The organism is Streptomyces sp. NPDC001450 (assembly GCF_053597295.1).
This window is the reverse complement of the sequence record NZ_JBSFHY010000058.1, coordinates 24,628-46,888: the sequence shown is the minus strand read 5'-3', so window position 1 is coordinate 46,888 and position 22,261 is coordinate 24,628. Positions and strand designations below refer to the sequence as shown.

Genomic DNA, 22,261 nt, shown 5'->3' with positions numbered 1-22,261 from the left:
CGAGGCCGCGCTCGGCGGCACCGACGAGGTCGTCGTCGACTACCTGCGCAACGGCTGGAAGACCGGAGCCGACCTCACGTGCAGGTGCGGTCGGCCGCCACCCGGGCAGTCAGGTGGAGGAGGAACGCGTGAGGCCGACCACGCGGGAACGGTCCGGCGGCCGCAGCCTGACCCTGGCCCGGACCCCCGCGCTCCGTCGGTGGGCACGGCGGTCCGGGCACACCTATCTCCCCAATCATCCGAGGGTTTTTAGTAGCATCCGTGAGCCCTGCCGGGTCGACCGGCGCAGATTCGACCGGCACAAAGGAGCGCCAAACCGCCATGGCCAGCTACCGCAAACAGGACCTGTGGGTGTTGGACACCGTGTGGGAGGACGCCAAGGCCCGCGCCAAAGACGTCGACCACATGCCCCTCGGCACCGTCCTGGACCACCTCCTGCGCGAGTACGCCGCCGGCCGCATCCCCCTGGAGATCCCCCAGGACGCCGACCGGGGCCCCGGCCGCAGCGCCAAGGGCGCCGGCGTCGATCCCGACAACTGGAAGGCCGCCGCAGAGCGCGCCGAGGCAGACGGCCTGTCCGGCTCCCGCGTGGCCGAGCTCCTGCTCACCGACTACGCCGCCGGCCACCTCGAACTGACCGTGTCCGTACGCGTCAAGAAACGCCCTCGCCGCACCGCCGCCTGACTCGCCAGACGACATACAACTCCCGCGGCCAACCTCGGTGATGCGGCGGGCGGCGGGCAACCAACCCGTACGGAAGGGGCGGGGCAGCACCGTCTGGTGCTGCCCCGCCCCATACGACGCCCGCGAAGGGCTTCCAGGGGCGGTGCTGCGGCTTCGGCGTTAACGAAGAGGAGGAGGCCACCCCCGCCGACCCGGCTCAACACGTCTACGGCTCCCTGACTGAACTCCCGCACATTTGCTCAGGGGCGGCCGTGTGACAGCTGCGCGCGGATATCTCGCCGTAGTGGGATCCGTCACCATGGGGCAGATGGCGTGCCGTCAGGGTTAAGCCCGTGCGGCCAGAGACCCCACATCCAGACGAACTTGACCAGGTCATAGTTGTAGCCGGTGGCAGCGTCGGCGGCTTGGCGTAGGAGGCGTTCGGCTCCGTCTCGGTCCCCGGACTCCCGCCGCATTCGGGCGAGCTCAGCAAGGGCGGAGACGCTGCCAGCGTCGGCGGCTTGTTCTAGTAGGCGTTCGGCTCCGTCTCGGTCCCCGGACTCCCGCCGCATTCGGGCGAGCTCAGCAAGGGCGTAGGCGCTGCCGGTGGTGGCGGCCTTGTGTGCGAGTTGTTCGGCTTCGTCTCGGTCTCCTGTTTCCTCCCGCATTCGGGCGAGCTCGGTCAGGGCGGAGACGTCGCCGGCGTCGGCGGCTTGTTCTAGTAGGCGTTCGGCCCCGCCTCGGTCCCCGGCCTCGTCCCGCATCCGGGCGAGCTCAGCCAGGGCGTAGGCGCTGTTGGTGGTGGCCTCGTGTGCGCGGGGTTCGGCTCCGTCTCGTTTTCCGGCTTCCTCCTGTATCCGTGCGAGCTCGGCCAGGGCGTAGGTGTCGTTGGCGTCGGCGGCTTGGCGTAGGAGTTGTTCGGCTTTGTCTTGGTCTCCTGTTTCCTCCCGCATTCGGGCGAGCTCGGTCAGGGCGGAGACGTCGCCGGCGTCGGCGGCTTGTTCTAGTAGGCGTTCGGCCCCGCCTCGGTCCCCGGCTTCCTCCCGCATCCGGGCGAGCTTGATCAGGGCGTAGGTGTCGTCGGCGTCGGCGGCTTGTTCTAGTAGGCGTTCGGCCCCGCCTCGGTCCCCGGCCTCGTCCCGCATCCGGGCGAGTTCGATGAGAGCGTGGGTGTTGCCGGTGCCAGCGGCCTTGTGCCACAGATGGTGGGCCCAGTAGGTGCGGAGGCGGGTATCGGCGGCGCGGGCGAGCCGGTTGAGGTCGCCGGGGCGGGTGAGGTGGTGGTAGGCCGCCTCCCAAAACGACGTTGGAGGGCACAGCATCCGACGCCTGCGGTGTCCGTGTTGTTCAAGGTAGTCAGCGAGCAGGTAGGCCGGGGGCGACGGTTGTTCCGTGGCCTGCGTTCCGGGGGTGCGGCGGGCTGGGCGGTGGCGTACCCGGCGCAGCGGGGCGAGGTTGCCGTGCACGGGTTGGCCGAGATCGGCGAGGGCTTGTTCGAGCCAGTTTTCGCCGAGGGCGTGGTAGTCCTCGTCGCTGAGGTAGTCCTGGGCCGCATGCTCAAGGAAGGCCATCGGCAGGTGGAGGCCGACACCGAGGCGGCGGGCGTCCATGGCCGCGTGCAGAACGGCGCAGGCCGCCGGGGAGGCGGTGGCATAGCGGTGTAGGAGCTCCGGTGCGCCGGCCAAGAACTGGGTCAGGCACCCATTACGGGCATGGGCAAGAGCGTGGGCAAGCTGCTGGTCGCCGTCATCAGCCAGACTCTGCGCCGCGTGAGTCGCTGCGGTGTCGAAGCGGTCAGGCAAGTGAATCAGCCGTCCGGCCAGCAGTTCCCGGGTCCGGGAGTGTGGGTCGGGCTGCCATGGGGCGGGGCACGCGGTATAGGTGGTGACGTATTCGGGCCACAGCGTGCCCAAGACCAGAACTGGGCCGCGTGCCCGATCGGTGAGCAGGTCGTGGAGGGCGGCGGCGATACGCTCGCCCACTCCTTGCTCCGCGCCCACGTAGTGCTGGGCCTCGTTCAGCCACACGACGGTGTGCGGCGTGACACGGGCTAAGTCGGCCAGGACCGCGTCGGCACGGGTGGGGTCGAAGGGATGCCACAGTCGCCAGCCGAGCTCGGCGAGCGCTTGCACGGCTTCCCAACAGGCTCGCGTCTTGCCGGTAGACGAGGAGCCGACCAATACCGCCAACTGGCTGCTGCCCTTCGCAGCGGCGCCGACAAGCCTGGCCAGAGCGGCATCGTGGGGCCGGAACACATAGCGGGGCAGCCGGACCGCCGCCCGCGGCTGCATGGTGGTCGTAGCCGTGCCAGCGCTGTGGTGTGGCGGTTCGGCAGCTGGGTGGACCTCAAGGTCGTGGGGGTCCCACTCAGCGATTGGCCGACCCACCCCACGCGAACCGCCGGTCGTTGCTCCCGCCGTTGAGGGCGAGGCCGCTATACCAGCGGCGATGGCGCGCAAGTCTAGTAAGTCGCGGGCTTCCAGCCCAAGTCCGCGTGCGATCGCGACCACGGTGTGCGCCGAAGGCGCAGGCGCGGAGTGGCTGAAGGCGCTGCTGACGGTGGTGCGGCCCAGCCCGACCCGGCCGGCCAGCGTTGTCTTGGACAGACCAGCTGCGGCCAAGCCCGCCTCCAAGCAGGCGCGCAGCTCACGCAGTGCTGCCACCGGGTCCTGGGCATCCTCTGTGCTCATGCCGTTCCCGCCTTGCATGTGGCCGGTGTTCGTCGGTGTTCATCTTCGACCGCCCGCACCATGGCGAACACCAGCTTCGAGATATTCGGCCTACAACACCCGCCATGCCGAAGAGGAAGTTACGATCATGCCCGATCACACCGCCGTAATCCTGCTCGCCTGCACCGTGATCGTCGTGGTCGCCGCCCTGGTTGGGGCCGCCGCCGGCTACCTCGCTCGCCGCGACCACGCCACTTACCCGGCTGCCGTCACCCGCGCTGCCATCGCCTTTGCCGGGGCGCTCACCCTGGCCGCCGTCCTCACTACGGCACTGTCCGCGTTGCCCCACAGATAGCCGCTGGTGGTGTCTGTTGCCCGGACGGCGACGAGCAGCAGGCGTTCAGGGCGCACTGACCGTGGCCGTGCGGGTCAGAAAGCGCCCCCGCCGCACCGCTGAATGACACGGCCTGCTCCCGCTGCGCCAGGAGGTGTACGCCGGGCCGGTGGACGGTCCGATGCGTGGGTATAGTGCAGGCACGTTACTCAGGCACAAGAACCCCCGCCGATTGCTCGGCGGGGGTTCTTGCTTTCGAGGCGGACCCGGTCAGGCGACCTGCAGGTTGGGGCGTCCCTCGGCAGGTGGCACGGCGGCGTAGGCGGGCAGCTTGAGGTTGGGCAGGTCGCCGGCTTTGATGCCGGCGATCGCGGTCCGGAAGGCCGCCTCCATGTCATCGGGGCTGGCGTACTTCGCCGCCAAGGGGTGGAGACGGTAGGAGTTGCCCTTGCTGCCGTCCTCGTTCTGCGGGCGCAGCACGATGTTCAGTTCGCACAGCGGCGCGATGAGGTTGCTGACGGCCTGCGGGGTCACCTGGTACTCGCGCGCCATGTCCTTCTGCCGTACGGGCAGCTGCCCGCCGAAGTCGGAGCGGTAGAGCAGGTACTGAAGGAACTTCACCGCCGCTCCGGAGACCGGCAGGGCCCAGATGCGCTCGGACACGACCGGCGACATGACCTCGGCCATCACTATCCCTTCCTTGTGGGTGTGCAGCAGGGCGGTCGGCGGGGTGCCTCACCCGGTACGCCGTCCGCTTCCATACTGCGGGCGCTGGGCCAAGTCGAGGTCCAGCTCCTCCTGGTGGATCTCGGGGCCGATGGCATTGGGGAACGCCTCGGGGTCCCGTTGGTGCCCGACGGCCAGCTGCGCGAGGACGGCGTGCTGGGCGTTGCTGTTGCCGTGAAACCACAGGCGGACGTTCAGCTGGATCAGGCCGTTGCCGAGCTGCTCCACCCACTTGTAACCGACCAGGGCCTTGATGGCTCGGTTGACCGTCGAGCGCGTGATCCGTTTGCCGCCCGTCATTGTGGCGATCTTGTTCAGCCCGTCGGTGATCTCCTGCTGGGTGTACCGGGCGATGCCGGTGCCGCGCTTTTGGCCACCGGCGACGTACAAGAACACGCACAGCTGGGACTTGGTGATCGAGTTGGCCACCGCGAGCTGGGCCAGAAGCTGGGTGAACCAGTTCGAGGCCAGGCTGTAGCCGGCGCCCCCGGCCATGTCGTGCACGGCCGTGGGGTCAGGCTCGTACTCGAAGGAGACGCGCGTCAGCTTGCGACGGGTCCGGGGATCGGCGCCCTCGGTCGCCTCGCCGAGCTGCTCCCCCAGGACCTGCAGGAGGTCCTCGAAGCCGACGTCGTCGGATGCAGCGTCAGGGACAGCGCGCGGCCTCCGACGTGATGGTGGATCAGATGTCACCGGGACCTCCTCGTTACTCAGGCGTCCCGAGACTAACCCGAAAATCAAGCAGGACTTGTCTTTTGCTGGCAGCGGCGCGCCGACGGGTCTCGCTCGCGGCCGTTCGCCGCTGGACGGGCCCAGAAATCAACCAGAACTGGAGTTTTCGAGCCTCTCGGCGCCACTAATCAAGCAGAGCTTGTTTTCCTGTGCCGGCATTGCGGCACATTCCCCGGCTGCCGGGCCTGCGTCACGACGGTACGGATACACCTTGCACGCGCTTGTGACCTGCGACGTTGCCGACCGAAGCGACGCCCTCCGTAAATCAACCACAGCTTGATCCAAGGGCCGGAATGTGCGCGCCGGACGGACATCTCGACCTCTCGAATGTGCTCTCCAGAACACCATGGGTCACGGAAACCGGCAGGTCAGGAGCCTGATGCCGTCCGCGCCTCTTACTAAAGAGCGATCGCCGGACAGCTCGCCGACGAACTCTCCCCCGCCCTGATGGGCGACCCCTGAATCCCGCAGCATCTCCGACCTGCCCGCTCGTACCAGCACCACCGAAAGGCAACCCCCATGACGCCGCGGCCGCAAACGAACGAACGGAGGCCACCTGCACCACGCACGGACATCAGCCACGCTATCCACTCTGTGACCCCAACCACCCACTGCCGATACCGCGTTGGCCACATCCCCTATTCGCCGATGCTGCGGACAAGAACGAGGGCACGACAAGGACAGCAGCGCCGAGGGGCGGTCGCCGTCATACCGTTACCGGCTGCGACCGCCCCTCGGCGGCAGGAGACAGGACGCCCCTCTATGGACGCCCGCGGCTCAAAGGCCTCGCGGACCGGGTCCGGTGTCAGCGGCGGCTCTGCGACACCAGGGTCCGCCGTTTGATATGGGCACGGGGTGAGCCATCCACATGCGTGTACGGCGCGCGCGAGGCGAGCTTGGTGTCGACGCAGGGCTGGCCGGCCGGCGCGTGGCAGACCGGGCAGGCGACGGTGAAAGCCCGGCACTCTCGCTGGTTCCGCTCACGGGTGGCCTGCTCGAGCGTGCGGATGGGCTGCTGGTCGGAGCAGAACCGGGCGTGCAGCCCCGCCGCCTCCTCGACCTCGGCGCGCTTGCGCTTGCGGCACTCCCAGTCGCACTTGCGGCAGCGCGCGACGTAGAAGGCACGGCCGGGACAGCGCGGGTCGCGCTCGGGGAGCTGGCGGTGCCGGCCCTTTCCGGTGCGCGGGCAGCGCGTGCCGTCCTCATGCTCTGCGGTCAGCCGCCACTGGGACTGCTTGAGACTCACCAGCGTGCCGGGGGCGACGCTGGTGTCGGAGTAGTGCAGACCTCCGCCGTGATGGTGGTGACCGTCGTGCTGGTCACCATGGGCGCCGACGGCGACCCAGCGGGCCATGTGCACCCCTATCGTGCCGGGACACAGCTCGCCCGGCGCCGCGCCGCACGTGGGACACGGCACCGATGTGGCTGCCGCGTCCGGCAGCAGCTCGATCTCGTCGTCCTGCATCTTCCCTGCCCTCACCGCGTGATTGCTGGTGCTGCCAACGCGTACGCCGCCGGCACCGTGCCGTTCACGCCGCCCGCGAGCGCCTGGTCCTTACGGCACTCCCGGCACAGACCATCTGGCGTCCGCCCCCCCATCCGTACCCGGCACCTGCCGCACCGAGGCTTGTCGAACCCGGAATCCTCCGGCGCGAACTGCGACCGCACGTACGGCGTGCCCTTTTTGGGCAGACGCACGCGAGCGTACCGGTAGGGCAATTTGAGCGCAGTGCTTCCGCGGTGCGGGCGCTCCCGCAGCTTCTGCATGAGCAGTTCCTCCGGCCACCCGCTGCGGATCAGCGACGCCATCAGGTTCACGATCCAGTCGGCTTCCTTGTGGGTCGGGTCGAACCACTCCGTCTGGTCATGCAGACGCTCCATGAGCCCATCCTTGAACCCGTCCCCGGTGTAGGGCATGCGGTATGTGCCCAGGCGGGTCTGTTCCGGGGCGAGGATGAAGCGGTCCGGGCGGCGGACGATCAGGGGCTTGTTGTTGCGGTCGCGGCCGGTGACTTCCCCTTGGGCGTCGAACGCGACCAGGCCCGCGGCGGCGAGACTGTGCCCGATCTTCTCCACTGTGTGGCCGGTGCGCAGGTGCATGCGCACCGTCCACTCACTCAGTTCGAGACGCTCAGCGAGCGTGCGCATACTGATCTGACCGGCCCAGTCGCCGCGCGCGATTTTCGCCAATTCGCACAGGATGCACCGGCACGTCCGGCAGGATTCCGGCAGAGCGACCGAGGACGCCCACTGCAGCGGCGTGGGCGGTTCCTCATCAGGGGCCTGCGGCAGCGGGGGATCCAGCGGCACGCCCGTGGGAATGCCGTCCTTCACCAGCCCGTACAGGGCCAGGTGAGCGGTGTGAACCTGGACGGCGCGGCGCCCCAGCCCCGAACGTTCCATCACGGCCGCGGTCGTCGGGACGACGGCGGGATTCTCGGCGGCCAGCTCGGTGCGCGCGGAGAGTGTGATCCGACACGTTTTGCAGTCGTTCGGTGGGCAATCACGGTGCTGCTGTGCCACGGGTGGCCTCTTTCTGGCTGCTGCCTGGTGGAGGGAGAACAGCACCCCCGCTACACTCGACAGCAGACCTACGCGCTGGTCACGCTCCAGCCCCGAAGTCCGGCCCAGGATTGCCGTCCTGGGAGTCCCCGGCTCGGGGCTTTTGCGTGTCTGGAGTTTCTGGAGATCCTACGCCTGATCAGCAGCGCGGTGTCCACGGCGTGCGGGGGCGAGCCGTCGTCCCGACGAACTCTCATCTCCACTGTTCGACCGGGCACTTACCGTCTCGCTTGCCACCACCAGGCCACGGATGTCACCGAGTCATAACTCTCGCCTGGTGCGACCGTGGTGAGTAGTCAGTGGGCTCGTGGTGAGGGGCGCTGCCGACTCCGTATCCCCGCAGGGGCTGGGGGCTGTCGTACGTCATGACGCCGCTCACGGATGAGCGCCGGCGGGCTCCGGTTGACGGGAGGTACGCCGCGCCGCCGGGTTGACGCGGGTCACTCCTGCTTGGCCTTCGAGGGATCAATCAGCGTTGGCGGCTGCCCGATGGCGTCGACGGCCTGGCGGTACCAGTGGACCGGGACCAGGACGGCGACTTCGTCCTTGTAGCGCCGCAGGACGATCGCGCCCCGGACCCGGGCGCGGATCTCGGTCAGCAGGTTCCCCCAGTTCTTGCGCGCTTCTTCGGTCGTCATGACTTCTTCCATGCCGGTGAGCGTACGGGGCGTCACAGGATCTAGAGAACACCACGAGTCGCGAGATCTCAAGAGACTTGAAAGTCAACGACTTTTGTGTGAGTCTCGACCTGCCGCAGAAAACACGGCGGCCCCGGACATCGGTGCGTGCAACACCGACCCGGGGCCTGGACCACGCATCCCTGCTTACCAGAGCTGACAAGGGAGTTATGGCCGTGAGCCAGACTGTACCGCCGCAGGTCCCGCCCGTGGACCGCAGGTCCTCCGCACAGGCCGCCGAGCGCCTGTCCCGCACCTGGACCCCCGCCGGGGGTGCCCGGTGAGCCAGCAGGACCTGGAGACCTACCGCCAGCACCAGCAGAACCGCGCCGCCCTCGCCGGGGCAGCGCGTGACCAGCTCGCGCTCAGCCGCAGCCACGCCACCGACAACCTGCCGAAGTCCACCGGCGCCGGCACCCCGTCGGGCAAGGCCCCCACCGGGGGTGAGCACTGATGCTCGGGCGCAGCAGCAAGAACAACAGCGGGACGAGCGGCGGCGGTTGGACGCCGAAGCAGAAGGCCGGACAGGACAGCCTGAACGCCCGGCGCCACGCTGCCCGAAGCGCCCCGGTCCAGGGGCGCGAGGTTCCTGAAGAGGCGCGCCGGTCCGGACGCATGGACGACTGACCGGCCGGGTCGTAGTCGCTCCGGGCCGGCACCGACACCGCACCACGCGGAAGCGCACCGGACCGGGGCGGCCACGGCCGACCGGCCACGCCGCCTACACGGCGGGATCGTCCAGCACAGAACAGGAACCGTGCTCGTGAACAAGCGAATGGCCGCCGCCGTCGCGGCAGTCACCACCACCGCAGCCCTCGCCACCCTGGGCACCGCGACCGGCGCAGCCGCCGACACCACCTACTCGGCCGAGTACTTCGGCACTCCCAAGACGGGGACCGGCGGCCTCATCCTCCGCACCAAGTACGGCACCCCCACCAACAGCGGCATCGGTGAAGGAACCCGCTTCCAGTTCCTCGGCCAGTGCGTACACGCCAACGGCATCGACCTGATCAAGATCCGCCAGACCGAGCCCGGCGGCTGGGGCCCCTCCTACACCGGCTACATCCGGCGCCAGTTCGCCAACGTGCCGCCCAACCTGCCGTGCTGACCCGCACCTGAACACCACGCCCCCGGCCCCGGTCGGGGGCTCCAGCCCTCGTAGCCCAACAGCAGAGGCACCCGCCCAGTTACGCGGCCACAGTCCGGGCGCGAATCCCGGCGAGGGCACCACGACCAGCAGCCCAACACCCTCCGCACGGAGCCGTCATCACCCCTGACCCCGTCACCAGCAAGGAACCTCGCATGGCCATCCCCGTGGACGTCGACACCATCGACCAGACACTGTCCGAGTACGAGACCGAGATCAAACGCATGGCCGAGGCCGGACTGCTCGTCGACTCCAGTCCCGCCGCAGAGCAGCCGTCCGAGCAGACCCCGGACACGCCCGAGCCCCCCAGCGAGCCCCGCCGCTGGCCCCTGTGGCTCCTCCTCGCAGCCTCCGTCCTCGGGGCGGTCATCGTCGGCGTCATCGGCTTCGCAGGTTCCTACAGCGCCGTTCAACATCTCGCCCTCGACCACGGCATCAGCCCGTCCATCGCCCGATGGGTCCCGATCGGCGTGGACGCCGGGATCGGCGCGTTCCTCTGCCTTGATCTCGCGCTCGCCATGATGCGCCTGCCCGTCCCCGTGCTCCGCCCCGCCGCGCACCTGCTGACCGCGGCCACGGTGTGGTTCAACGCCGCCGGCACATGGGCGCAAGGCGACTGGACCGGCACCGGCCTGCACGCTGTGCTGCCCGTCCTGTTCGTGATCGGCGTCGAATCCGGCCGTAACGCCGTCGCCCAGCTCGCGGGCATCGAGGACGGGACCCGCATGGACGGCGTCCGCCTCTCCCGCTGGCTTCTGGCCCCCGTGCCGACCTTCCTGCTGTGGCGCCGCATGCGCCTGTGGGAGATCACCTCCTACACCGGCGCCCTGAAGCTCGAACGCCTCCGCCGCGCCTGCGCCCGGTACATCAAGCAGCGCTACGGCAAGGTCCGCAAGGCGCCGGTAGAGGTCTGCTCCTACTGGGAGGACGTCAGCGACGGAAGCGTCCGCGACCTTGACCGTGACGGGATGCTCGCCGCCCTCGCCGCCATCTGCGACGAGGCCGACGCCAACGCCCGAGCGATGGCACGCAACAGCCGCAAGCCTTCCCGGAAACGACCTGCCGACATGGCTACAACCCTTGCCGGTAAAGGGAAGCAGGCCACTTTGGGGGAGAAGGGCGACGCCGACGAACGGCCGCTGAGGCCGGTGGATCTGGCAAAGGTCCGCAAGGTCGCGAAGGCTCTCGGCGGAGCCGACAAGCTCTCCGTCCGCATCGTGAAGCACGCCATCGGCGGCGGACAGAACCGCTACCTCATCCGGCTTCGCAACGCGGTTCAGGAAGAGGCCAAGGCCTCCGCCCAGACCACCGACTAACCAGCAACGACGCGGCGCCCGGCCCGAGTTGTCGAGGCCCGGCCGGGCGCCGCTACTCCCGAACCTCTACGAGCACCAGGAGCACCACGCATCATGCCGAAACCGGAATCGACAATGCGTTCCCGTCAGGCGGGAACCTCACCTCTGATCGACTCTCGCGCGCACGCGAGCACCACCGCGAACGCCGACCTCGGGACCGCTGCACCGGCAGCGGTGGGCGTGGGAACCCAGACCGAGGAGCACGACATGGACATACAGGCGCCCGGCGCGGACGAGAACCGCGCCCGCGCCCTCCTGCTCGCCTGCATGCGCCGTCCCGGCGCCTGGCAGCGCCCGATCTGCGCAAACACCCCGGTAGAGCAGTCCGTAGACCCCTCTTCCGCCCCTCTTCTGACGGGGGAGGGAAGGGGCCAGTGAGCACCGATGAGGAGAGCCCGGACTGGTGGAGCACCCAGGAGCCGGACAAACCCGAGCCCGCGCCGTCCCGGCCCGCCACACACCCCGCGGACTGGCCCCCCGGTCCCTTTCTGACTGCTGAGGCCATCTCCGGCAGCACCGCCACGGCAACCCTGGACGCACCCCCCAGGCTGGAGTCTGCCCCCGCCGACAACGAGGACGACAGCGAGGGCAATGACGACGAGGGGGAGCCCGCGCCGGTCGACGACGGTGAGACCGTCGAGAAGACCGACAAGGCGGCCAAGAAGCCGAAAGTCAAGAAGAAGCAGCCGAAGAAGAGCAAGAAGGGCAGCGGGAAGAAGGGCGGGAAGGGCGCGCCCCAGAAGCCCGGGGATCCGTGCGAGTGCTGTGGCGATGAGGGGTGCTCCTGCAACTGCCTCACGCGCGGCGATCACGCCCACGATCAGGGCTGCTGCCCATGCTGCCCCTACAACGGGGGCGCCCCCCAGACCGGCACCGAACCCGTCAGCCACGAGCAAGCCGAGCGGGACGCCGAGTACGCCGAGCGTGCCCGCGACCGAGCCCGCAAAGCGGGGGCGGCCCTGTATCGCCGCCGCATGCTGGCCGCGAAGTACGGGACCGGTGCCGCCATCGGGTGGGGCCTCGGCCTTGTCACCATCGGTGATGACCACGGCTACGCGGAACAGCTCCTGGCCGGTGTTCACGCCGACCCGTCCGGGGTGATGTTCACCGCCGCCGCAGCAGCCGGCGCATACGGCGCCTGGAAGGGACTCGGCCGTATCCAGCACGGCCTGCAACCCGCGCTGAAGAGCGTGGGGGACATCATCGGGTCCATTGGCCGCGTGTTCGGCGGCATCCCGGTCGTCGGCTCCGTGGTGAACCTGTGCACGGAGCTGTTCCACGCGGTGTTCACCAACTTCGTACCGTTCAGGATCCTCGCATCCGGCACCGCCGCGGTGTTCGCCGCCCCCTGGGGATACGTCGCCACCGGCTACGCCTCCGCGCACGGCATCGACCCCGCCACCTACACCCCCCACGTCATCGGCCTCACCGTGACCGGCGGCCTGTGGTGGCTGATCGACCGGCGCACCGCCCGGTGGGAGACCACCCGGCTCGGCACCGCCGTGAGCTGGGTCTTCACCACCCCCACCGCGAGCGCAGGGCTCGCCACCCTCCTCTACATGGCCCCCTGAAACCCCCCTCTGACTTGCGAAGGAATACCGAAATGACCCGCGCCCAGAGCGCCGCTGCAATGTTCCTGCACGACAACGGCTACACCATCCTCGCGGCCGACGGCAGCGGCCTCTCCTCCAGCCTCGGCCGGTGGGGCTCCGGCGGCCTGTGCCTCATCCTCTGCGTTCTCCTGCGCGGCCTGCTCAAGTCCGGCAAGGCCAACAACAAGCCCTGGATCCTCTCCGGCCTCGGCGCCCTCGCCGCCGCCGCGTTCGCCAACGCCGCCGGCGTCTGGGGCGACCTCCTCGGCTCCGTCCGCGACATGACCACCCTGGTCAACGATCTCGGCCTCGGCGAGGCGACCCCGGCCGCCATCGGCGTGTGCGTCGGCCTGGTGCTCTGGCTGTTCGACCTCAAGCCCGTTCAGCGCGTCGCCTGGGGCTTCATCGCCTTCGTCGTGTGGTCCGCCTCCGACGGGTCGCTGTTCGAGGCCGTGACCGACTTCTTCGCCAACCTCGCGAACAAGTTCGGCGGCTGAGGGGAGCGGACGACATGAGCACACCCCAGCCCGACAAGACCATCGTTGACCCGGCCGCCACCACAAAGCCCCTGCTCCAGCTCGCTCCCACCCCGCAGGAGACGGAGCAAGGGCCCCGGCCGACCCTGGCCAAGGAGGACGCCGAAGCGCAGCCCGAAACACTCGGGGAGCACCTGCCCGAGCACGGCAGCGACGAGTACACCCCCGGCGAGGACGCCGAGCCGGACGAGGAGTACGACCAGGAAGACGACGATGACCAGGAGGACGAGCAGGGCCCCGGCCTCCTGATCCGCCTGTACCAGGAGGTCATCGGCCCCCTCGAACTGCGCGAGTTCTTCTCAGGCGTCGTCGATGACTTCGTGGTCGGCACCGTCTACCTCGTCCGCAAGGGGACTGACTGGGTCTTCGCCCCAGAAGGCGAGGACGCATGGAAGAAGATCGGGCTCCGCGCTCTGGTCATCGTCGGCCCCGGCTTCATCATCGCCCGCGCGATCTTCGTCAGCCGTCGCGGTGAGCTGGTGCCGGTGACCTTGTTCGCATGGGTCATCGCTACGTGGCTCGTCGCCGCAGCCGCCCACCGGGACGCGAAGCGCCGGCGGAAGGAGAAGAAGCGCAAGGAGAAGGAGAAGCGGAAGGCCCAGGAGAAGAAGGGGAAGAAGGGCAAAAAGAACAAGAAGGAAGTTGATCAAGAAACGGGAGAGCAGGGGAGTAGCACCACCCCCCAGCCCCCCAGCGAAGAGGAGATCCGCGCCCGCGTCGCCCTGTGGATCCGACAGAAGATCCAGGAAAACCCCCACGGCAACAACGGCATCCACCTCGGCCCCCTCTACGACGCAGCGCTCAAAGAGGGATGGACCACCCCCGAGACAGACCGCCCCACCTTCCGCAAGGTGCTGGAGCACCGCGGCATCAAAACCGGTCAGGTCAACGTCGGCGGCAAGAACCTGACCGGCGTCAAGGCCAAGGACGTTCCGGCCGCGCGCCCCGGTGACCCCGACTGGAAGGCCCACGCGAGCGTCACCCGGCACCTCCAGAAGACCCCCGAGTGAGGCCCCACCCCCACCCCTCCCGAGCGGCCACCAACACCCCACACACCCGGGCCCGATCACCACCCCGCCCACACCCCTCTCCCGCCCCACGCGAGAGGGGCCCGCCAACCCCCGCCCCACACCCGGCCGGACGGCACCCAGGGGAGCGGCACCGGCCACGAACGCGGGCCGCCCCTCTCCCCCACCCCGGGTCGGTCTACCAACCCCGCTCTATCTCCAGTAGACCCAATCTGACCTGCGGAAACGACGTCACGGTCTACGCCGCTCTACCCAGCCGGTAGACCTCTCTACCACCCTGCCAACAGCCCTACGCACGGCCGCCGTACGGCACCATTGACCCCCAACACGCAGTCGAGCGAGGAGGGGCACGTGGCCGACGACGGCAAGCGCCGCGTCTTCCGGGTCACCATCGAGCCGGAATCCGACGAGCCGCCACGCACCCGCGACTCAAAGTTCATGGCGTTCGTGCTGATCATCGCCATCATCGGAGCCATCGGGAAAGCGTGCGGCCTGGGTTAACCGGCGCGGGAGGGTGGGCCGCCGCACCCACCACAGGAAGCACGCCCCCCCATGGACCCCACAACGCGCCAAGCGGCCGACGCGATCACCCAGCCCTGCACGAGGGCGACGTCGCCGAGTCCATCCAGAACGAGAGCAGTGCCTGAGGCCCCCGCCGGACTCGGTCGGATGGAGGCCTCTGTCGCGCAGTGATAGTCGGACGCCCGTGCGCAGCTGCTCGCGGATTATCACGCCGTGATAATCCGAACCGCCCGACAGGGTGAAACCACGTCAGGAACGGCGAACCGGCTGTTGTCGGAGAGACGCGAGTCAGTAAGGTGACGCCATGTCCTCTCCATACCCCCAGGGAGACCGGGAAAAGGTAGCGTCCAAGCTGCCCTCGGCACTCCAGCAAGAGCTCAAGATCCGCTGCGCCGAACTCGGCCTGGACATCCAGGACGCCGTCACCACGGCCATCACCAACTGGCGCGCGAGCACCAGCCCGGGCCTCGACGTCGACACCGCAGGTGCCAAGTCCTTCAGCACGTGGCTCCCACCGGGCCTGTACGACCAGTTCAAGGACACCTGCACCGACCGTGGCGTCTCCTACACCCAAGGCTTGGCGCAGAGCATTCGCCTCTGGCTGGACGACAACCCTTCCCCACGGCAGGGCGGTCGGGGTGCCGAACCCCGGCGCATCATCACCGTGAACCAGAAGGGCGGCGTCGGGAAGACCGCCGTCTCCTTGGGCATGGCCGAGGCGTACGCCGAGGACGAGGAAGCCGGAATGGCGGCCCTGCGGCGCCACATCGAGTCGCTGACCTACAACGAGTGCAAGCGGATCGGCAGGACCAAGGCGGAGCTTCTCAGCGCCATCGCCGCGTGCACCCTTGGCGGTCAGCGGGTTCTCCTCGTCGACTACGACCCGCAAGGACACCTGAGCGACCAACTCGGCATCCTGCAGATCCCGCCGAAGCATGACAGCCTCGTCACCCACATGGTCGGCGAGGGCGAGGGAGACCTGCGCGACCTGGTCGTGACGATCGAGGACCCCCGCTTCCAAGGACGCCTGGACGTCCTGCCAGCCGCGTTCGACGGCTTCCTCCTCGACTCGAGGATCGCCCTGACCGCGGCCAACTCCCGCGGCTTCCAGAAGGAAGCCGCCCTCGAGCGCGCCCTGCGTCCGCTGGAGGAGTACTACGACATCATCGTCATCGACTGCCCGCCCAGCCTCGGTCTCGCCACGGACGCCGCGCTCTACTACGGGCGCCGCCGGCGAAACGAGAAGCGAGGAAGGTCCGGAGTCATCATCCCGGTCCTCGCCGAAGACTCCTCCGCTACCGCCTACATGATGCTGGTCCAGCAGATCGAAGACCTCTGCAAGGACCTCGGCCTGGAGCTCGACTACCTCGGCCTGGTCGTGAACCTCTACGACTCCCGCCGCGGCTACGTCGCCACCTCCTCCCTGGACAACTGGAACAGCCTGGAGGACCAGCGCGTCCTGGCCGTCATCGACGACCTGAAGGAACAACGCGAAGCCGTCCGCATGAAGCAGGCACTGCTGTCGTACGCGCCGGAAAGCAAGCAGGCCAACGCCATGCGGATGATCGCCATGGGGGCCGCAGGATGAGCAAGGCAGACAAGCTCGGCACCGGCTCCGCCTTCGGTGCTGCCGCCACCGCGCGCAGCTCCCGCCGCGACGCCATCGAGAGCACGATCGGGGCGCAGGCAGCGGCGACCGCAGCCATCACCGACCTGCCGGTGACCCTCATCAGTGACAACCCCGACAACCCGCGCAACCATCTGCGCAACCTTGAGGAGACGGTCCAGACCGTCCGGGAAGTCGGTGTCCTCATCCCCATCGTCGTCGCGACCGTGGACGCCTACCTCCACGACCGTCCCGACCGGGACAACGACATCGACGACGGTGCCCAGTACATCGTCGTCGACGGCCACCGCCGGCTCGAGGCTGCGCGTCGCGTCGGCATGGCCACCATCCCCGTACGCGTCGATAACGCACGCGTCGCCACCGACGAAGCACTCCTCGAAGCCGCCTTCATCGCGAACTACCACCGCGACGACATGACGGACCTCGAGGAAGCTCACGCTCTCCAGTCCTTGGTCGACTACTACGGCAGCCAGACCAAAGCTTCCAAACGGCTCGGCATCCCGCAGAACACCATCTCCAGCAAGCTCTCCCTGCTGAAGCTGTCACCGGAACTCCAGAAGGACCTGGTGAACGGCGAGCGGACGGTCGAGCACGTCCGGAACCTGGGCAAGCTGTCGCCTGAGGAACAGAAGAAGAAGGCGGACGAGCGGCGTACTGCCGCTGAACGTCGAAAGCCACTGCAGCAGACGGCAGAACCTCCACAGGCGACAGCTGAGGGAGCCCAGCCCAAAGACCAGGTCGAGGACACGGGCCAAGTATCACGCCGTGATAATTCCGAGCAGGCGCCCAGTTCGGCGGCGGCCGAGGAGGCACAGCCTGGAGAGCAGGCGGGGGAGACAGGCGAGGTATCACGCCGTGATAGTTCGGAGCCGACGCCAAGCCGGACGCCACATCAGCAAGAGACCGGAGTCCCGTCGGGAGACGGGAAGCGCATCCCGGAGCCGCGCCCGCAGGATGACGGGCAATCTCCCGCTGCCACGGAGACGATGCAACCCCCGCGGCTGCCGTATGACCAACCCCCGCTCGTTGCCATGCACCTCGCACGGAAGATGGATGAGGATGGCTTCTTCGAGCTCCTCCGGCTCCTGAACATCAAGGCACGAGAACTCGACCGGACCAGGTTCGAGAGGTTGCTGGCCACCTTCACCGAAGCGCCGTCCATGCAGGTGGACTGAGACGCCATCAGCGGGACGCCGGCCCCGCTTCTCGCCGTCACGGTGAGGGAGCGGGGCCTCTTCAGCTTGAGTACACACCGTGCAGCCCACGGGCTCCACCCGGCTGCTCGCTCACCGCGGGATCGGGCGCGCTCTTGGGCGCGGTGCCTCGCCTACGCGGCACCAGGTTCCGGTGGGCTCTCTGAGGGTCCTACCCGCGCTGACCTGCAGTGGTAAGCGGCACGGTGGCTGCTCGCGTTCTCTGACTGCCGTGCTTACCACGGCGATTGAGACCTGCCTGTGGCCATGGAGGGGCCCTGACGGTGAGCGTGGCGGTGAGGACGCCCCGGCACCATCCGCACGGGCCCGCGCTGCCGCTCTCTGTCCACAGGCATTCGACTTCAACGTGGGACCCGCAGCCGTTGAACGCGGCTGGTCGACCGGGATTCGATCCGGCCAGCAGGGTGCCACGTCCTGCCCGACGCCCACCCGCCGGAAACGTGAGTCCTCAACACATGAAAGGGGAACTGGTGCGGAGCACGACGGACCACGGACTGGTCCACACGATCGCCTCCCCCCTCACCACCACCGCCGGGCACGGTTCGGACATCGACCGGCTCACCGCCTGGCTGATCTCTGTCCTGCCCGACAGCGCCGCCGAACTCCAGCTCTGGGGCATCTGCGCAGTCGTGGTCATCGCCACCCTGTACGGGATCGGAACGCGCCGTGTGGCAGCGCAGGGCAAGAAGGAACGCCCCGGAATCGACGGAGCCGTCGACACCCTCGGCGAAGGCCTCGCGGTCACGATCGGCGGACTGCTCGGCGGCGCCTGCCGGTTCGTCGCCGGCCAGCCCGTATGGGGCGAGCCCAAGACCGACTCCAGCTTCCTCAGGCCGGGGGAGCGAATCGACCGCGCCTTCGCCGGCGACCTCGCCCGTCCCGACACGGCCACGGGCAGCAAGACGCCGCGCCCCCGCCGCTCCCGGACCGCCTTTCTCACAACCCCTCGTGCACTGACGCGGATCGGTGAGACCTGGCACCAGTGGCCCGGAGTGGCCCGCTCTGCGGTCCGGCTGGGGACGGTGACGGCGGCCGTCGGCTTGTGGCGGGAGCCTGAGTGGACGGCCGTGGTCCTCGCCGTCACCGTGCCCGTGGCGGCCGCGGCCGCCACGGTGGCCGTGCCGCGCGGCAGCCGTTCCCGCAACGACGCGGAGACCTACGGGCCCGGCCTGTGGGCGGCTCTGATCCAGGTGCTGCGTCTGTCCGCCGAGGACCAGGAGCGCGGCGAGGCCTACTGGATGCTCCTGCCGGACGACCTGTCCGACGACGAAGCGCGCATTGTGATCCGCCTGCCGTTGCAGTGGCTCGGCAGCGACAAGGAGCGCGCGATGCTCGCGCACATCCTCCATTCCCGGCTGCCCGGTGAGTGGGTCGCCTCGTACGCGCAGCGCGGCCGCAACCCGTACGTGGAGTTCACCCCGAAGCCCACGCCCAAGCCCCGCCCGCAGCTGGCCTCTTCGGTGCCGTGGCGGTCAACCGGAGACCCCTACAAGGTGTTCGTCGGCCAGGCCGTCGAGGGCGACCGCATCGTCGACGTCGTGGTGGCCACCGAATCGGAGACACCGCACTGGGGCGTGGCCGGCGACACCGGCTCCGGCAAGTCCACGATGCTCTACATCCCCGTCGTACACGGCCGGCAGAACAGCTGGGTCGTCGACATCCTCGACAACAAGGAAAACTCCATGATCGAGGCGGAGGGACACTCGGGGATCCGGATCCACAAGTCGACCCGCGCGTGCATGGGTGCCTTCGCCGAGTTCATGACCTCGATGATCGCGGCGGAGAAGGCCCTCGGCCTGGACGGCGACCCGCAGCTGCGCGCGCAGCTCATCCCGCGTCTGCTGGTCATCGACGAGCTGCCCACCCTGATCCGGTTCGCCTACACGTGGTGGAAGTACGGCATCAAGCAGAAGGGCACGCCGCCGTTCATCGACTGGTTCACCATCATCTTGATGATGGGCCGCTCCTCCAACCACCGCGTCGTGGTCGGCGCCCAGCAGTTCGACAACGCGCTGTTCGGCGGCACCATCGGCCGCAAGCAGATCGGCACGAAGATCGTCATCGGCAAGCAGGACATGGTGAGCTGGGGCGTGGCCTTCGGGCAGAACGCGCCGCGCTTCGGCTACGACACCACCGTCAAGGGGCGGGGCGCGTACGCCGACAACCAGACCGATCCGGACGGCGACTACGCCTGGGTGCGCGAGTTCCAGGCCGCGTACATCACGCCGCACGTCCAGGACCTCCTCGCAGGAGCCCCCCAGGCGCCAGCGTGGTTCGACGCGGGGCAGATGGCGCCGTGGATCACCCCCGAGGCACTCGCCCAGGCCCAGGAAGAGGCGGCGGCCGCCAACTTCCTGCCCGGCGGCAAGTTCGCCCCCTTGTCGCGGCCGGTTGTCCCGGTGCGGAGGAACAGGGGAGTGGGAGGGGGCCCGCCCAGGTCAGGTGCCGGGACAGCGCTCGTCGGGACCGGTGGCGGGACAGGGGCCGGGACAGCCGATCCGGACGCGGCGCTCGAGGCCGAGCAGGCCGAGGACGCGGCCCTGCCCGACACGTTCTCCATTGCCGACGCGTGCAAGAAAGGGATTCTGCCCTGGGGGTATGAGACCGCCCGCAAGTACCTGCTCCAGCGGTCCAAGGACCGTGGCGTCGCGGTCCCCGAAGGGGTCACAGACGGCAGGGTCACCTACTACACCCGGGCCGAGCTGGAGACCTGGCTCGCAGCCTGGAACACGGCCAAGGCCACCGCATAGGGCGACGGCCCCGGCCAGCCGGGGCCACTCCATTCACGACGCGGCATCGAGCGCGCATCCGACGTCCACGACCGGTGCGCACATGACAATGTGAAACCTGTTCATCACAGATACGGGAGGGGCAGCAGCGTGGCTGCGGCAAAGGAGTCCAAAGCAGCGACACCCACGAGGGCGCAGCGTGCCCTAATCGGGGTGGTGGTTACCGGTGCGGTGACCATCGCAGGCATCGGGTTCGCGGGTTCGTACACGGCCGTCCGCGAACTCGCCGTCAAGAAAGGCTTCGGGACCTTCGCCTACGTCTTCCCGATCGGTATCGACGCGGGCATCTGCGTCCTGCTGGCCCTCGACCTCCTCCTCACCTGGATCCGCATCCCCTTCCCGCTGCTGCGCCAGACGGCCTGGCTGCTGACGGCGGCGACGATCGCCTTCAACGGCGCGGCGGCCTGGCCGGACCCGCTGGGCGTGGGCATGCACGCGGTGATCCCGGTCCTGTTCGTGGTCGCGGTGGAGGCGGCCCGGCACGCGATCGGCCGCATCGCCGACATCACCGCCGACAAGCACATGGAAGGCGTCCGCCTAACACGGTGGATGCTCTCGCCCCTCCCGACCTTCCTGCTGTGGCGGCGGATGAAACTGTGGGAACTGCGCTCCTACGACCAGGTCATCAAGCTGGAGCAAGAACGTCTCGTCTACCAGGCCCGCCTGCACTCCCGCTTCGGCCGAGCGTGGCGCAGGAAGGCCCCGGTGGAGTCCCTGATGCCGCTGCGCCTCGCGCGCTACGGCGTCCCGCTCGCCGACACGGCACCCGCAGGCCTGGCCGCCGCAGGAATCGAGGTACCTCTGCCACAGCCCGAACTCCCCGTGCAGCACGAGGACCTGGCGCTCGCCGGCCTCCACGGGCACCCCCTCGAGCAGATGCAGGAGCACGACACCCCGTGGTTCGCGCCGCACCACCCGGCGCCGGGCACGCCGGACGTACCGCAGGCCGAGCAGATTCCCCAGCCGTTCCATGAGGCTGACGCGTCGGTCCGAGGCGGGGGAGAAGCCCCGGGGGAAAGCGTCGACGAGGAGGCCCTCCAGGTCGACCGCATGAAGAGCGAGGCGGTTGTGCCGCCGCTGGAACGCGAGCGGCAGCACGACGGCGCCGGGCTGGATCCCAACGGCCGCTGGAATGCGTCCCGGGACACTGCGGCAGACCTGGAACGAGAGAACTCCAGCTCCGAATTCCACGACATCCTCCAGGAGGAGCGGGCCGGCGCGGCCGCTGACCGAACCGGCGGTCCCAGCCGGCTCGTCGTGCAGATGCGGATCCCCGACGAGCCGAACGAGCCGGAGCCTGCGACGCCGGAGACGCCCTCCGACGAGGTTGAGGAAGAGCCGGCTGCGGACGGCGACCAGCCGCAGGAGGCGGCGGCGGCTCCGCCGGCTCCGGACGGTCTCAAGGGCGTCGAGCTGGTGGCATGGCACTACCGTCAGCTGCCCGAGGACCAGCGGAGGTTGTCGGCGAACGAACTCGCCCCTCAGCTGGTTGAGATGACCGGCTACAAGCAGAACACGGTCCGCAAGTACATCGGGGACATCCGCAAGGCCGAGGCCCGCGCCGCGCAGGCCGCAGAGGCGTGAATTCCAACGATTCCAACGCGCTGCCGGGCCGTTGGAATCCGCTGCCGCCCCGGGCCGGAACGCCTTTGATCCGCTCCGGCCACAGGCCGCTTGGGCGCCCCTGCGTGCGCCTCGTGCGGGGGGTCCAGCCGCCGTCACCCGCGGTCGACGATCCTGCCACAGCCGTGGCACGCGCGTGGACGTGACGGTGCACCCTGACCCCGGCACTCCTCTTGGAAAACTCGCTGACCTGCAATTTTCCAACTTTTCCAGCGGGAGGGCGACAGGAAGGTGCCCGGTGTAGGCACCAGTTCGCGGCGCGCAGACCGGGCAGGCCAGCGGCTGCGCAGTCGGCGGCGCGGGTCCTGTGGAATGCCGGTGCAGTGCCCCGAGCAGCACAGGCCGCAGGGTTGTTGGAACGGACAGCCTGGCCCGGGCTGGAATGCCGCCGGATGTGCGTGGGCGTCACGTTGGGCTTCTCCGCCGCCGATTCCAACGGCGCCCGGCCACCCCAGCCGTGGTCGC

The 22,261-nt window shown here is 69.0% G+C and carries 19 protein-coding genes; 13 read left to right on the top strand and 6 right to left on the bottom strand.

Annotation, left to right across the window (positions count from 1 at the left end):
* The first annotated feature begins 321 nt into the window (after positions 1-321).
* Positions 322-684, top strand: a complete 363-nt coding sequence (locus tag ACWC5O_RS40910) for a hypothetical protein (protein WP_450591428.1) — start codon at positions 322-324, stop codon at positions 682-684.
* Between the two features lie 293 nt (positions 685-977).
* On the opposite strand, the gene ACWC5O_RS40905 is transcribed toward ACWC5O_RS40910, so the two are convergent.
* A complete protein-coding gene (locus ACWC5O_RS40905) occupies positions 978-3,353 on the bottom strand; it encodes a hypothetical protein (protein WP_450781212.1) in 2,376 nt (791 codons plus the stop codon).
* Positions 3,354-3,480: 127 nt separating this feature from the next.
* Here ACWC5O_RS40905 and ACWC5O_RS40900 point away from each other — a divergent pair, with 127 nt between their 5' ends.
* The gene (locus tag ACWC5O_RS40900; protein ID WP_450591426.1) at positions 3,481-3,687 is read left to right on the top strand and encodes a hypothetical protein; all 207 of its coding nucleotides are present in this window, start codon (positions 3,481-3,483) and stop codon (positions 3,685-3,687) included.
* Positions 3,688-3,936: 249 nt separating this feature from the next.
* Here ACWC5O_RS40900 and ACWC5O_RS40895 read toward each other — a convergent pair whose 3' ends face one another.
* The 5 genes from ACWC5O_RS40895 to ACWC5O_RS40875 all read right to left on the bottom strand — a co-directional run bounded on the left by ACWC5O_RS40895 (position 3,937) and on the right by ACWC5O_RS40875 (position 8,324).
* On the bottom strand, positions 3,937-4,353 hold the full coding sequence (locus tag ACWC5O_RS40895) for a hypothetical protein (protein WP_450591425.1): 417 nt from the start codon (positions 4,351-4,353) through the stop codon (positions 3,937-3,939).
* Positions 4,354-4,401: 48 nt separating this feature from the next.
* Entirely contained in the window at positions 4,402-5,085 is a 684-nt protein-coding gene (locus tag ACWC5O_RS40890) for a hypothetical protein (RefSeq protein ID WP_450591424.1), read from the bottom strand.
* An 844-nt stretch (positions 5,086-5,929) separates the two neighbouring features.
* The gene (locus ACWC5O_RS40885) at positions 5,930-6,604 is read right to left on the bottom strand and encodes a zinc finger domain-containing protein (RefSeq protein ID WP_450591423.1); all 675 of its coding nucleotides are present in this window, start codon (positions 6,602-6,604) and stop codon (positions 5,930-5,932) included.
* Complete coding sequence (locus tag ACWC5O_RS40880) at positions 6,601-7,647, bottom strand: hypothetical protein (RefSeq protein ID WP_450591422.1); 1,047 nt, start codon at positions 7,645-7,647, stop codon at positions 6,601-6,603. The genes ACWC5O_RS40885 and ACWC5O_RS40880 overlap by 4 nt, the downstream gene beginning before the upstream one ends.
* A 479-nt stretch (positions 7,648-8,126) precedes the next feature.
* Positions 8,127-8,324 carry a hypothetical protein gene (locus ACWC5O_RS40875; RefSeq protein WP_450591420.1) on the bottom strand — a complete coding sequence of 66 codons (198 nt, stop codon included), beginning with the start codon at positions 8,322-8,324 and terminating at the stop codon, positions 8,127-8,129.
* 319 nt (positions 8,325-8,643) lie between these two features.
* Here ACWC5O_RS40875 and ACWC5O_RS40870 point away from each other — a divergent pair, with 319 nt between their 5' ends.
* The 11 genes from ACWC5O_RS40870 (at position 8,644) to ACWC5O_RS40820 (ending at position 21,757) form a co-directional block, all read left to right on the top strand.
* Positions 8,644-8,817 (top strand): hypothetical protein, encoded by a 174-nt coding sequence (locus tag ACWC5O_RS40870; protein WP_450591419.1) that lies wholly within the window; start codon positions 8,644-8,646, stop codon positions 8,815-8,817.
* 309 nt (positions 8,818-9,126) lie between these two features.
* Positions 9,127-9,471, top strand: coding sequence for a hypothetical protein (locus ACWC5O_RS40865; RefSeq protein ID WP_450591418.1), 345 nt, complete (start codon positions 9,127-9,129; stop codon positions 9,469-9,471).
* Between the two features lie 194 nt (positions 9,472-9,665).
* Positions 9,666-10,826 (top strand): DUF2637 domain-containing protein, encoded by a 1,161-nt coding sequence (locus tag ACWC5O_RS40860; protein ID WP_450591417.1) that lies wholly within the window; start codon positions 9,666-9,668, stop codon positions 10,824-10,826.
* A gap of 413 nt (positions 10,827-11,239) precedes the next feature.
* The gene (locus tag ACWC5O_RS40855) at positions 11,240-12,436 is read left to right on the top strand and encodes a hypothetical protein (protein WP_450591416.1); all 1,197 of its coding nucleotides are present in this window, start codon (positions 11,240-11,242) and stop codon (positions 12,434-12,436) included.
* A 32-nt stretch (positions 12,437-12,468) separates the two neighbouring features.
* Positions 12,469-12,954 carry a hypothetical protein gene (locus ACWC5O_RS40850; RefSeq protein ID WP_450591414.1) on the top strand — a complete coding sequence of 162 codons (486 nt, stop codon included), beginning with the start codon at positions 12,469-12,471 and terminating at the stop codon, positions 12,952-12,954.
* A 14-nt stretch (positions 12,955-12,968) separates the two neighbouring features.
* Entirely contained in the window at positions 12,969-14,003 is a 1,035-nt protein-coding gene (locus ACWC5O_RS40845; protein WP_450591412.1) for a hypothetical protein, read from the top strand.
* A 369-nt stretch (positions 14,004-14,372) separates the two neighbouring features.
* Positions 14,373-14,522 (top strand): hypothetical protein, encoded by a 150-nt coding sequence (locus ACWC5O_RS40840; RefSeq protein ID WP_450591411.1) that lies wholly within the window; start codon positions 14,373-14,375, stop codon positions 14,520-14,522.
* A 325-nt stretch (positions 14,523-14,847) separates the two neighbouring features.
* A complete protein-coding gene (locus tag ACWC5O_RS40835) occupies positions 14,848-16,131 on the top strand; it encodes a ParA family protein (protein WP_450591409.1) in 1,284 nt (427 codons plus the stop codon).
* Entirely contained in the window at positions 16,128-17,345 is a 1,218-nt protein-coding gene (locus ACWC5O_RS40830) for a ParB/RepB/Spo0J family partition protein (protein WP_450591408.1), read from the top strand. Before ACWC5O_RS40835 ends, ACWC5O_RS40830 begins: the two co-directional genes overlap by 4 nt.
* Positions 17,346-17,854: 509 nt before the next feature.
* Positions 17,855-20,134, top strand: coding sequence for a type IV secretory system conjugative DNA transfer family protein (locus tag ACWC5O_RS40825; RefSeq protein ID WP_450591407.1), 2,280 nt, complete (start codon positions 17,855-17,857; stop codon positions 20,132-20,134).
* 210 nt (positions 20,135-20,344) lie between these two features.
* A complete protein-coding gene (locus ACWC5O_RS40820) occupies positions 20,345-21,757 on the top strand; it encodes a DUF2637 domain-containing protein (RefSeq protein WP_450591405.1) in 1,413 nt (470 codons plus the stop codon).
* Positions 21,758-22,261 lie beyond the last annotated feature (504 nt).

Excerpts from the sequence above, each read along its gene's own strand:
- ACWC5O_RS40860 (WP_450591417.1), top strand. The coding sequence starts at position 9,666 with ATGGCCATCCCCGTGGACGTCGACACCATCGACCAGACACTGTCCGAG.
- ACWC5O_RS40835 (WP_450591409.1), top strand. The coding sequence starts at position 14,848 with ATGTCCTCTCCATACCCCCAGGGAGACCGGGAAAAGGTAGCGTCCAAG.
- ACWC5O_RS40875 (WP_450591420.1), bottom strand. The coding sequence starts at position 8,324 with ATGACGACCGAAGAAGCGCGCAAGAACTGGGGGAACCTGCTGACCGAG.
- ACWC5O_RS40850 (WP_450591414.1), top strand. The coding sequence starts at position 12,469 with ATGACCCGCGCCCAGAGCGCCGCTGCAATGTTCCTGCACGACAACGGC.
- ACWC5O_RS40900 (WP_450591426.1), top strand. The coding sequence starts at position 3,481 with ATGCCCGATCACACCGCCGTAATCCTGCTCGCCTGCACCGTGATCGTC.
- ACWC5O_RS40910 (WP_450591428.1), top strand. The coding sequence starts at position 322 with ATGGCCAGCTACCGCAAACAGGACCTGTGGGTGTTGGACACCGTGTGG.
- ACWC5O_RS40905 (WP_450781212.1), bottom strand. The coding sequence starts at position 3,353 with ATGAGCACAGAGGATGCCCAGGACCCGGTGGCAGCACTGCGTGAGCTG.
- ACWC5O_RS40845 (WP_450591412.1), top strand. The coding sequence starts at position 12,969 with ATGAGCACACCCCAGCCCGACAAGACCATCGTTGACCCGGCCGCCACC.
- ACWC5O_RS40830 (WP_450591408.1), top strand. The coding sequence starts at position 16,128 with ATGAGCAAGGCAGACAAGCTCGGCACCGGCTCCGCCTTCGGTGCTGCC.
- ACWC5O_RS40895 (WP_450591425.1), bottom strand. The coding sequence starts at position 4,353 with ATGGCCGAGGTCATGTCGCCGGTCGTGTCCGAGCGCATCTGGGCCCTG.